The following is a 12299-nucleotide window of genomic DNA, read 5'->3' as shown; positions in this document are numbered from 1 at the left end:
TTGCAAAAGCTATCAATAAATTGATTACATTACTACTGTTGGAGATTCAAGTTTTTCTAGTTGAATCTCCGAGCGATTTGACACGCTGTATTGCTGTGAAAATTGTATGTCATGTAGATGGGCATATCTTCCACCTTTAGAGAGTAATTCAGAATGAGTGCCAGTTTCTAAGATGCTACCTCCTTCCATCACAACGATCGTATCTGCCTTCTGGATGGTTGAAAGTCGATGAGCGATCGCTAAAGTAGTACGACCTTTAAACAACTCTGACAAAGATGCTTGAATTAGATGTTCCGACTCAGTATCTAATGCCGAAGTTGCTTCATCAAGCACAATAATGCGAGGCTTTTTAAGCAGAACTCTAGCAATAGCTAAACGCTGCTTCTGTCCTCCTGATAAATTTACACCGCGCTCGCCTATTAGTGAGTTATAACCATCAGGAAAGCTCATAATAAACTCATGAGCATTGGCTGCTTTCGCTGCGTCTTCAATCTCTCTATCTGTAGCGTCTAACTTTCCATAGGCAATATTATCGCGCACCGTGCCGTATAGAAGTAAAGTTTCTTGAGAAACAATTCCCATGTGCGATCGCAGCGACTCTAAACTCACATCTCTTAGATCGCATTCATCAATAAAAACGCTGCCTTTTTGAGGATCGTAAAAACGAGCAGCTAATTTAGTAACAGTGCTTTTTCCTGCACCGGAGGAACCAACTAAAGCAACTGTCATTCCTGGTTTAATTTCCAAGTTAAAGTTACGGAGAATAGTCTCACCATCCCTGTAGGCGAACTCAACATCTTCAAATCTAATGCTACCCTTCACAGATGTCAGATTAACTGCATCTTCTTTCTCAATCACCTCTGGTTTGGTATCAAGTATTTCAAAAATCCTATCTAATGCAACAACAACTCTTTGAAGTAAATTAATCACTTTACTAAAACGCCTGATCGGTTGATTCATTTGATTGATATAGGCCAAAAAAGCTGCTAATTCACCGATAGTCAACCGACCAACCATCACTTCCCACGAACCGAACACAAGCACAATAACGCTACTGAGGTTGTTTAATATGTCAATGAGAGGAAAGAAAATCGACCAAAGACGCACAGCACGAATGTTAGCATCCATATAGTTACGACTCTGCTGTGAAAAACGATCTATTTCATAATTTTCATTGCCAAAAGACTTAATTATATTGATATTAGTTATCGTATCTTGGAGACTATCGTTGACAGCGGCGGCTTGTAGTTGAACATCCCAGTAAGCGCCTCGCATAGATTTGCCAAAAACCTGGGTAAGGTAAACTATCAGAGGCCAAGTTATTAGCAGAAGCACCGTCAGTTGCCAATCTGCACTGAGAAGATAAGCAGCGATCGCTACAAATGTGAAACTATCAGCCAAAATATCAGCAATGTCAGCGGTAACTAAATTCCCAATCGTATTTACGTTTTGAGATAACCGCGTCATCAAATCTCCCGTCCGCTGGTTATTGAAAAAGCTGATTGAAAGCTTTTGGAGGTGTTTGTAAAGGTCGTTTCTGAGGTTGTCAATTGTCCTCTGACCAAAAACCGACATCATGTAACTGCGGAAGAAGTTGAGAATGCCAACCAGCAGCGAAATCAATAAAATTGCTCCAGCTACCCAAGGCAATAAATCAAATCTTTTTTCAGGAATGACAAAATCAATTGCATAGCGCGTAATCTGGGGAATAAGAATCTGAAGGAACGAAAGCCCAAGAACCATTATCAAAGCCACTATTAACGGTGACTTGTTGCGCCCAATATAAGTAAAAAGACGCTGCAATAGTATTTTAACCGAGACTCTTTCCGGCAGTTTACCAGGATCGTTTGTAGCAACCTTAAGAACTAAATCTGCTTTCACTTCTAATTCCTCTTATTCATGAACGGGAATGGTTTATCTAAACTAGGCGATTTTAAAAACGTGCATAACTTTTCCCAGCCTTCTCCAGCATAAATATTAAGTATTAGCAGAGATTCGGGACGGTATGTAAAATATTCAACAACATTTTTATAGTGCAGGTCGTAAACGTAAGAAAATTGTTCTTTATCAAAATTATAAGTACCATAAACAGCAGTACGAAGCCTTTTTCTGAGTAGCATTGTATTTTCATTACTGGGTAAACCTTCAAATACAGGTTGCCCGAATTGTGCTTCTACAGCTTTGAGCCAGGATTCTTTATCGCGTATAGTTAGGATAAACTTACTGTCTGGAAAAAGTTCATCTAACTGAGCATAAAATGGTGCAACAGTTATATCCGTTATTCCATCAAATTCTTTTAAAATAGTCAAGCCATAGTTACCTGCTATCAATTCTTTCAAAGTTACTTCGTCGTCGGGTGCGCTTGCTACATTGAAACCCAGCATATTGACTGCTAGGGTTAAGCTTTCATTTCCAGTTCCGCTCAACCCAATACCAAAAATTTTCCTTTTATTAGTGTCGAACGGCTTTTTAATATTTAGACTTGCTGATAACTCTTCTACCTCTTGTAAAGTTAAAGGCTCTTTTTCAGGAATTCCTCGTTTAACAAGTTCGATGCTAGCAATATTAGGTAAATATTCAATAAATTTCGCCATTTCTTGCACGGAGGCTGCGAACGGTAGTTGGTCTCTGGCGTAGGCAACTGCATAGTTAGCTACTTTAAAATCTAAATCGTCGTCTTGCATTTCCCAAGTTTCTTGATAGGCTTTTAATTTAGCTTGATGATAATCAGTGCGACTTCTTAACTCCCTTAAGGCATATTTAACAAAAACATCTCTGTAGAATTGGCAGAAGTCATGGAAAATTTTAAACGACTTAAAAACTTTATCTAAGTTAAGTTGGCTCATAGCCAAATCCCTAATTCTAGATTCAGGTCTTAGCACATATTTAGGATCGTCGGTCGGCTCTTGTACTTTTTTCATTGCTTGTACGACATCTATTCTTACGATGTGTACGCCGCAATGTATCTGCCCTCGAAATTTATCCCGGACGTAACAATCTATATAAGGTAGGGTATTTCCTTGGAGGAAAAACGTCATATCCTCCATAATCAAGCAATCGGCATCCATGAATACAACAAAATCGCAAGCATAGTCAATCTTGAGCATTTGCTGAACAGCTAGGGAAAAAGGCTTAACATTTTCAAAAATATGCACTTGAGCAGGCTGAATATTCTTGATAGCCAGCTCTAAGGCAATTTTGGATGTTCTTTCTCCAACTGTTCTAAAAACTAAATCTATTTTTTTCATCGAGTTAAGCTTTTGTGCCTGTTATTTCTTCAAACAGGCGTTCAATATTTAGAATAAGTTATTGCTGACAAGACAATCTCTAATTACCAACGCCTAGAAACCCCCAGATTACTAAAAGTCAAGGCTACAGCTACTAAAGAGAGGCTTGGATCACCAGCATATTAGTTAAACTTTACCATTAAGAGTTGGCGCGACGCGATCGCCTCCGCTGTCTTTGAAGTTACCCTCTGCGACTGCACAATGGCTGTTGCTCTAGCTGGGCTGAACAGTAGCGAAATTGGTTTAATACTATGACTGCATTGACCGTGTAAATCGGACGGTGCGCGCTTTCTTGAGCCTTGCTTTTAGCTTTGTCACTAATAAACCAACATACAGAGGAAGAGGTTCGCTCGTACTCGACTTTCTAACCGACGGCAAATCGGACGGACTTTTAAATCTACCTTTTATAGGTGCGAAAAGACCGCTAAAATGGTTTGTATGCACGCACTTTTTTCGGCTATATATTGACAAAATATTATGGCTTGTCGCAAGAAATAGCCCTGCTATTTTTAAGGGGAGTTAAAGGTATCTTCACTCAACTATTGCTCGCACAATTTTAATCGAGCGATAATTTCTTCTTTTCTCTCGCTTACCAGTTTGCCAATAAAAACCAACTGGGTCGCTTCTTGTTCAAATGGCTCCATATCCCAACGCCCAGCCACAAAATTAAACAGATAAATTCCTTCTGGAAATCTTATAAAACCTTTAGCCCGATAAACATCTGCTCCAAGGCTGTCAGCAAATTCCTCAAACCGCTGGCGATTGAAAGTAGCCGTACTGGTAGTGCTAAAAGATTCAAATTCGGGTTGGTGAACGTGATGGGGTTGCGGTTGCACTCGCTCTCGACCAATACCAAAAAGCAAATCTGGATCTACCTTACCGCGAGAGGTGCGAATAATTGAAGCGACTTCATTAAAAGAGCGTAACTTCTCTTCTATTGCTTTTAACTCGCTTTCAGACACCAGATCGACTTTATTCAAAAGTATCGTATCTGCTGCTTTAATTTGAATCCGACTTGTGTGACCGACACTGGGATATTTTATCATTGCATCTGCATCGATAACCGTGACAACCCCATCGAGTCGCACTGTTGTTAAACTTTCTTGAATATCAAAAACAAGAGCATCAGGCTCCGCTACTCCTGTTGTCTCCACTACAATAATATCAGGGTCAACGGTATCAATAATTTCATTAACAGCAGCTTCAAATTCACCTAGAAGCGAACAGCAAACGCAGCCGCCGCCAAGATCCGCCATCTCGACATTTTTTCCAGCAATAATTTTGGCATCAATTGCAATCTCGCCAAATTCATTCATCAAAATGGCGATTTTTTTAGAATAAGTGTCGAGGATGTGACGAAGCAGAGTAGTTTTTCCACTTCCTAATGGCCCGGTAATAACTGTTAGCGGCGTGCGTATTTGCATAAACTATCCCTTGATGTTTCCAATAGGAGTTAACCGCACAACCTTTTTACTAATTCCAGCTAACTCAGCCGCTTCGATAACATCATCGATATCTTTGTAAGCTGCACCCGCTTCTTCTGCTAGTCCAGACATTGAGGTACTGCGGACATAAATGCCCTTATTTTGCATATCTTTTAGGAGTGTATCTCCGCGCCATGTTTTTCGCGCTTTGGTGCGACTCATGGTTCTTCCGCTTCCATGAGCAGTGCTGAAGAAAGTTTGATCGCCAGTAGGGACGCCAACTAATAAATACGATCCTGTCTCCATACTGCCGCCAATAATAACTGGTTGACCGATGCTCTTATATCTTTCTGGAACATCAGCCATTCCTGGCCCAAAAGCCCTCGTTGCGCCTTTACGATGTACGAGGAGCGATCGCTCTTTTCCATCCACCATATGGCGCTCTAGTTTTGCCGTATTGTGCGCTACGTCATACACCATATGCATGCCGAGATCTTCAACAGAGCGTTCCAATACTTCAGAGAATACTTCGCGTATGCGATGCAAAATAACCTGGCGATTGGCATAAGACATATTAATGCCGCACTTCATCGCAGCATAATAAGCCTGACCTTGAGGAGAATCAAAAGGCGCACAAGCTAACTCTCGATCCAGAATTTTAATTCCATACTTACTCTCCATCACTTTTAGGAAATTTTGCAGGTAGTCAGTCGCCACTTGATGACCAAATCCGCGACTTCCACAGTGGAACATCACCACCACCTGATCCGGCATGGTAATTCCTAAAGTCTTGGCTAACTCAGGATCGAAAATGTTTTGTTTTCGCGCAACTTGAATTTCTAAATAATGGTTTCCAGAACCTAAAGTTCCGATTTGGTTAAAACCGCGATCGATGGCTTTTTCACTGATTTTTGCAGAATCGGCACCCTTAATGCAGCCGTTTTCTTCCATCAGTTCCAAATCTTCTTCCCACCCATAGCCATTTTCAACGCACCACTGAGCGCCTTGCTCTACAACGTTGCGAAAGTCCTTCCGCGAAAGCTTCACAAAACCAGTGCTTCCCACTCCAGCCGGAACTCTTTCATACAGCCTATCTACCAGCTTTTTGATGTAAGGTTTGACTTCATGGTAGGTGAGGTTTGTTGTTACCAATCGCATTCCACAATTGATATCAAAACCGATACCGCCAGGGGAGATAACGCCTCCCTTCTCCACATCCATCGCCGCTACGCCACCAATGGGAAAACCATACCCAAAGTGTCCGTCAGGCATACATAAAGCGTACTTCGTTATTCCTGGAAGCGTGGCGACGTTGGTAATTTGATCGTAAACAGCTTCGTCCAAATCTTGAATTAACTTTTCTGTGCCATAAATCCGAGCGGGAACGCGCATCCCCTCTTTGTAGGAAACAGGAATTTCCCAAACAGTATCAGAAATCTTTTCTAAAAATTCTTTAACAGCCATTCCCGTTCTCCTACAAAAAAATTATGTTGCAGATAGTTAGCAACCGTTTAAATTAAGTTTGTTGTACTGGCGATCGCGCATTTCCTAGTATTAGCAGCAGCAAGAGTCCCTGAACTACTAGCAGGTTAGTGACTAAAAAGAATATTGCCTCTTCAATAGGCAAACCTAACACCTTAAATCCAGTGCTGTATGTTTCAGAAATACTCCAAATACCCTGCCCTATAGCGATGCGATCGGCAATCCACAAATAAATCGTAGGTATCAGAGTGCCCATCAGCCAAGTGTATCTTGTAGCCCAAATTTGATTTGCACCAATTGCCCACTGTAGAGCTAAAATTGGGCTTGCCCAAACCAAGATTAGCCCAAGATAAACAGTTTTATCCCATTGCAGCATCAAGCCTCCGGCAATGCTTAAACCTGCCCATAAAATAAAACCAATTATTCGCAGCCAAACGTTATCTTCCTGTTCCATTGGTTCGCTTGCGCGAGGAAACAGCCAGTAGAGCCAAAGACCTGTTAAAAGTGGCTGAAGTAGGAAGAACAAATATTCTTCAACTGGCACGTAGCCAATCGTACCCACCACACGCCCAGCGCCATAATTCCACACTTCGCGCCAAACCAAATAGTTGTCCCAAGGTGTCGTATAAACAAACGCCACAACGGCAATTAACGGCAGACCCATCCATGCTCTAATTCCTCCGATACCAGCTAGAGGTTGTCGCTGAAACCATGCTAGTAGGAGTATGGGAGGTATTATAAAAATAAGGTGAAACGCGGAATAACTCATGTTCGCTAGCAATACTTTAGACGTTGATGATGCCGAAGTAAAAAGCAAAAAAAAGCAGTAGTGCCCCTAGTGTTACTAGGGTGACACCGATGCGAAATGGCTTAGCTGGCAAGTCTTCACGGGTAATTACACTATCCCGTTGTACCTGCGTAATTGGCTCAGAATTTTTGTCTTCTGATTTTTTATTTGGCGTTTCTGTGGTTTCTTTGGATGTCATAGCTAGGTTTTTGTAAGAAGTGCCTGCTGTCTATGTTGTAGGAATCCCTCTGGCGCTGCCTCGTTCTTAAGAACTACCTTGGTATGAAATTAGTTCTGCCAGAGGTGTTAGTTGGGAATGAGGGTTTATTGTAATTAGGTATACACAAAACCTGTCGGCGAGTGGAGCAGCGATTTTTACTTCTGGTCATGCAAACAAGCGATCGCTTGTTTTTGTTGAGCAAGGTATTAAACTGTTCCCTGCGGTAGAATAAAGTTATTTGTTAGTTACTACCAAAATATTTTATGTACGGTTTTACACACTTCAACAAATAGAGATATTCGCTACCCAATTACTATAATTAAAAAAGGCAGAAAAATTTGCATATTACCGTAAACCCCACATAACTTAAAAAAGCGCTGCGGCGCCATAATTATATGTATAATTAAAACCTTCTTAATGGTCGCGACCATACATTTATTCTAGATGCATGAATTTTGCTGTAGAATTTAGGCGAAAATTGAGTAAGACGACAAATCATTCTGCTTTTGGGCAACGCTAAAGTCTTGGTAAGCGATGAAAACACTATCGACGCTTTTTGGCAAAGAACGGAGCGAACTTGAGACAGAAATCGACAAGGCAACCAGTCTCAATCAAGTAGTTGAGTTAGTTCAGAACCGCCTCGACGGACTTGAGAAAAATTACACGGGTAAACTAAATGTATCTCAGATACGTCTGGCGTCCTTGTTCCTGGATGCGACGCGGCAGTCCATCGCTAGCCTGAGTGCTGCAAACGAGACGCAAGTTTTGCAACCAGAGACGACGCAAATACCCGCTCGATCTAAAGGGTTTTCCGCTAAAAGTTTAATTTTGAAAGTGCTACAAGCACTCATCTGCACGGGCATCTTCAGCACTTTGTTCTCTTTGTCTAGAACTACTTCTGGCGCTTGGATGGCGATATTGCTGATGTCTCTGCTTGTAGGACTGGAAGTTGCGCTGCAACTTGACAAAGACGAGGAGGAAAAAAATTCAGTTGCTGCTGTAGCTGTGGAAGTACCGCAAGCTATCGTGCGGGTTGATAGCAAAGTCCTTTTAGACAACATAGCCGATGCGCTGAATACAATAGATGTTGCAGTTGCTCGTACTGAAGAAGTGAAAAAGCCGCTCGAAGATAGCGGTATAGAAGAACTTCCAGAACTCTTGAATGTTATTCAGAGGTTAACGGGTGCGTCATTTCTTGAAAGACCGCAGATGGCGCTGGAGCTGACTAAACTTCTGCCACAAATTTTGATGGAGCAGGGAATTCGCGTGCAGATTTATCGACCGGAAGAAGGGCAGAGCGATCGCGAACATTTTGACTTTGAGCCAAATATCGATCGCGACGCTAAAGATTACGTGACCATAACTCCTGCTTTGTTTAAGGGCGATCGCTTACTCCGCCGAGGTCGGGTAATTGAGCCAGCAATTAAGTAAAAAGGCAAAAGGGGAAACCATATGGAAAAATGCTTTCCCCTAACAGTTAATACCTATTATCTATTTCAAGACAATATGCAAGTTTTAGAAACAATTGGGTTCGATTTGGGGCACGGCGAAACAGCTGTGGCTAAAGCGAATGTGGAGAGCGTCGAGCCGCCGGAGATGCTTGAAGTTAATAGCAAGAAAATTCAAATTACGGCTCTTGGCTGGCATCCCGATTTAGGCTATCTTGTCGGCGAGCAAGCATTAATTCAAGCTGGCGTTACTCAACTCAAAATTTCTTTCAAGGAAAGACCAAACAACGATTTAAATTATAGGAAGACTATCCGCAGCTTCCTGGAAACTTACTACAATCTTTTAAAAGAAAGCAAACAAATTGAAGGTGGGGAAACCAGCCAATTTTACGTTGGGTGTCCTTCAGGATGGTCAGCTAACGATCGCGAGGAATATCAAAAGTTACTTAAAGAAGCTGGCATTCCCATATTGAGCGTTGTACCGGAGTCGCGGGCTGCTTTCATGCAAGCCAAGGAAGCCGGGAAACTGGAATATGACAAACTCAAATCTGCGGTGCTAATAGTTGATATTGGCTCCTCAACTACGGATTTTACGCTTGTTAAGAGTTTGTACGAGATACCCATAGATTTTGGGAGTAACTCTCTGGGAGCATCCTTGCTAGACAAGGCAATTTTTGCGCGAACTGTGGCTAAACACGAGCAGAAAGCGTTACTTGAAAGAGTATTTGAAGAATATCCGCACCATCAAGCTCGTTGCGAACTTGCTTGTCGCAAAGCAAAGGAAGACTATTTTTCTAACGAACAGTTATACAGCTCTCCACAATCATTTGCACGCGGATTTGAGTCTATCAACGAACAGATTTATTTTATACCCCAAGTTAACAAAGCGATCGCGCAAGAGGTCTTAAACAAGCCTTTGCCAGAACTGGGGAATAAAAGTTGGATTCAGGCGTTTCGCGATGCAGTCAGCGAGGCGAAGGAAGAGTTAGCAAAACAAGGCATTGTACCCAAAGTTCTGCTGATGACTGGCGGTGCGTCTCGCATGAAGTTTACTCGTGAAATTTGCGAGGAAATTTTCCCAGAACCGGAAACTCAGGTTCGTCCTGACTCGAATCCGGAGCAATGCATTGCATTAGGTTTAGCGCGGGTAGGAAGATGGGATTTGCGTGCTGCTGCATTTAAAGAAGAACTCAACAAACTGTTCGATTCAAACAAGCTGAACGAACTCGTCGAGAAACATATCCCAGAGTTAATCGAATTGTTGAGTAAGCCGCTGTCAGATAGCCTGATTGAAAACGCAGTCAAACTAAGTTTGAAAGACTGGCAAAAAAACAAAATACGCACTTTGGCTGACTTGGAAACTTCTATGAAAAGTCGGGCAGAACAGTGGCTCAAAAGCACTCAGGCGCAGCAGATAATTAAAAATCAATCTGTCACTTGGTTTAACAGCAAAATCCAACCCGATTTAGCCGCAGAAACCGACCCCCTTTGTCGCAAGTTCCAGATATCTAGAAGCAGCTTGAGGTTTGAGGAGGGCATCGACGCTGGTGTAGTTAATCCGGAGTTGTCGATTGGCGATGCTCTTCTTGCCGATACGGTTGCATTTATAGTCAGTGTAGTAATTGGTGGAAGCACTATCGGTAGCATCATCGCTCTGATATTAACGGGGCATTTGACTTGGCCAATTGCACTGGTATATGGAGCCTCAGTTCTTGCTGCTGGGGTGGAGCTAACTAGGAGCAGGATTCAAGACACAATTAAGACAACTGTGGATATTCCTAGTTGGATGCGTTCTAATTTATTGAGCGACAGCAAGATCGACAGTACGTGCGAACAAACAAAGCCTGAGTTAGAGAAGGTTATGAAGGAACAACTGACTCAGAATCGGGGAGCTTTTGACGAACTAATTGAGAAAGTGGGACAAGAGTTAAAAAAGGCTCTAAATAACAAGGCTCAAGAGGCAGTAATTCTGATTCAATAGGGTCGCGAACGCGATCGTCTAGTTTCTATAATAAGGCGATCGCAGCGCAGCATAGATGTAGTAAAGCGATCGCACAACTCGAACAAACAAAGGCGCGATCGCTAAGCGTACCTCTGCAATTGGCTCCGAGAGATTGTGCGTCAAAGATTTACAACCAAGTATGGAATAAAACACGCAAGTTTTAGCGGCAAGTATTAAGCAAGCTTGTCGCGTTTTGATATTTTAATTTATATGTTGAATAGTAGATGGAAGCAATATTTGGTATTGTCTATGATAATTTATTAAAATCGATGTTCCCAATCATCTATGAAAAAAAATAAATCGCTTTCTAAGGCTGGTAAACTAACTGCATTTTTATTGCTATTAGCTATAGTATTTACACCTTTTTCAGTTGTAAGCGCTGGCGAACGCGGCGTTTTGATGCAGTTTGGTAAAGTGCAAGACACAATACTAGGCGAAGGAATTCACCTAATTATCCCTCTAGCAAATTCAGTGAAAAAGTTGAGCATCCGGGTGCAAAAACAGGAAATTTCCGCCGAGGCGTCCTCGAAGGATCTCCAGGATGTTTTTACCGATGTAGCTCTCAACTGGCATATTATTCCACAGGAAGCAAATGCCATTTATCAAGAAATTGGGGACGAAAATGCAGTCGTCGAACGGATTATCAACCCAGCTGTTAAAGAAGTTCTAAAGGCAGTAATAGCAAAGTACACTGCTGAAGAAATAATTACCAAGCGTGGAGAAGTGAAAGCTGGATTAGACGAGGGATTGACCGCAAGGCTAAATAGCTATCATATCTCGGTTGATGATATTTCCCTGGTTCACGTCCATTTCTCGCAGCAATTTGGCGAGGCGGTAGAGGCGAAACAGATTGCCGAACAGGAAGCAAAAAGGGCAGAATTTATAGCGTTGAAAGCCTCAAAAGAAGCTGAAGCTAAGGTGAATTTAGCAAGAGGAGAGGCTGAGGCACAAAGCTTGGTGCGCGAAACTTTGACAACGGAGTTATTGCAAAAACAAGCAATAGAAAAATGGAATGGAAATCTGCCGTTAATTGTTGGTAAGGGGGGGCCAAAATTTATGGATTTGAGCCAGTTCGCCAAAGCTGCTGGAAAGTGATTTTATTGGTATAGCATCCTAGTTTTTAAATCTGGGGTTTCCAGCAGCGATCGCGTAGGGCTAGATACTCTTTTATTCCCATTAACTACCAGAAAATAAAACCGGAGCATCGAGAATCTTAAATTGTATCAATGCCAAAATCACAATGGTATAGACGGTTGAAGAAGCTAGACCCGTCAATAACTCTTTTTTAAGGTTGCGCTCTTTGGGCTGGCCTTGAAAAACATCCATAGCCCCGGCTTGCATTAAGAGAATTCCCACAATATTAGAAAGCCAGTACCCCAAGATCGAGCATGGTATTAGTAAATCTGGGGAAAACCAACTACACATATACCCAAAAAAATAAGCAATTGGCAGATTAAAAAACAGATCGTTCCACCAACATAGCGGTGACAGCAAATATCCAATTACTAGGAAGAATCCGCCTCTTAACTTTTTAAACAACACGTCCTTGAACGGGGCAAGACTGGGCTGTTGTAACTGCTCGGCGCTTACCTCTCCTGCTAGGCGCAACTCTTCAGGGACTTTTTTGGTGTTCTCCATGAGATATACTA

General features: G+C 42.1%; 11 protein-coding genes. 3 read left to right on the top strand and 8 right to left on the bottom strand.

What is annotated here, in order from left to right; translation table 11 throughout:
* Positions 1–24: 24 nt before the first annotated feature.
* The 6 genes from H6F77_RS22510 to H6F77_RS22485 all read right to left on the bottom strand — a co-directional run bounded on the left by H6F77_RS22510 (position 25) and on the right by H6F77_RS22485 (position 7179).
* Positions 25–1881, bottom strand: a complete 1857-nt coding sequence (locus H6F77_RS22510) for an ABC transporter ATP-binding protein (protein WP_190491143.1) — start codon at positions 1879–1881, stop codon at positions 25–27.
* Between the two features lie 2 nt (positions 1882–1883).
* Positions 1884–3248 (bottom strand): sulfotransferase family protein, encoded by a 1365-nt coding sequence (locus H6F77_RS22505; RefSeq protein WP_190491142.1) that lies wholly within the window; start codon positions 3246–3248, stop codon positions 1884–1886.
* Positions 3249–3826: 578 nt separating this feature from the next.
* Positions 3827–4711, bottom strand: coding sequence for a CobW family GTP-binding protein (locus H6F77_RS22500; RefSeq protein WP_190491141.1), 885 nt, complete (start codon positions 4709–4711; stop codon positions 3827–3829).
* A gap of 3 nt (positions 4712–4714) precedes the next feature.
* Positions 4715–6175, bottom strand: a complete 1461-nt coding sequence (locus tag H6F77_RS22495) for an RtcB family protein (RefSeq protein ID WP_190491140.1) — start codon at positions 6173–6175, stop codon at positions 4715–4717.
* A gap of 52 nt (positions 6176–6227) precedes the next feature.
* The gene (locus H6F77_RS22490) at positions 6228–6962 is read right to left on the bottom strand and encodes a lycopene cyclase domain-containing protein (RefSeq protein WP_190491139.1); all 735 of its coding nucleotides are present in this window, start codon (positions 6960–6962) and stop codon (positions 6228–6230) included.
* Between the two features lie 16 nt (positions 6963–6978).
* Positions 6979–7179: a hypothetical protein gene (locus H6F77_RS22485; RefSeq protein WP_190491138.1), complete on the bottom strand. Its 201-nt coding sequence runs from the start codon at positions 7177–7179 to the stop codon at positions 6979–6981.
* A 555-nt stretch (positions 7180–7734) separates the two neighbouring features.
* Between H6F77_RS22485 and H6F77_RS22480 the strand changes: the two genes are divergently transcribed.
* Positions 7735–8631, top strand: a complete 897-nt coding sequence (locus H6F77_RS22480) for a hypothetical protein (RefSeq protein WP_190491137.1) — start codon at positions 7735–7737, stop codon at positions 8629–8631.
* A 21-nt stretch (positions 8632–8652) separates the two neighbouring features.
* Entirely contained in the window at positions 8653–10629 is a 1977-nt protein-coding gene (locus tag H6F77_RS22475) for an Hsp70 family protein (protein WP_242022466.1), read from the top strand.
* Positions 10630–10647: 18 nt separating this feature from the next.
* Here H6F77_RS22475 and H6F77_RS28535 read toward each other — a convergent pair whose 3' ends face one another.
* Entirely contained in the window at positions 10648–10773 is a 126-nt protein-coding gene (locus H6F77_RS28535) for a hypothetical protein (RefSeq protein ID WP_255515842.1), read from the bottom strand.
* Between the two features lie 162 nt (positions 10774–10935).
* On the opposite strand from H6F77_RS28535, the gene H6F77_RS22470 reads away from it, so the two are divergent.
* The gene (locus H6F77_RS22470) at positions 10936–11745 is read left to right on the top strand and encodes a prohibitin family protein (protein WP_190491136.1); all 810 of its coding nucleotides are present in this window, start codon (positions 10936–10938) and stop codon (positions 11743–11745) included.
* An 81-nt stretch (positions 11746–11826) separates the two neighbouring features.
* Here the strand turns inward: H6F77_RS22470 and H6F77_RS22465 are convergent, their stop codons facing one another.
* Positions 11827–12288: a DUF7980 family protein gene (locus H6F77_RS22465; protein WP_190491135.1), complete on the bottom strand. Its 462-nt coding sequence runs from the start codon at positions 12286–12288 to the stop codon at positions 11827–11829.
* Between the last annotated feature and the right edge of the window lie 11 nt (positions 12289–12299).

Origin of the sequence: Microcoleus sp. FACHB-831 (genome assembly GCF_014695585.1) — a bacterium.
Classification (GTDB): Bacteria; Cyanobacteriota; Cyanobacteriia; order Cyanobacteriales; family FACHB-T130; genus FACHB-831.
Note: the sequence above shows the minus strand (reverse complement) of the source record. Positions and strands in the feature narration are given on the sequence as shown.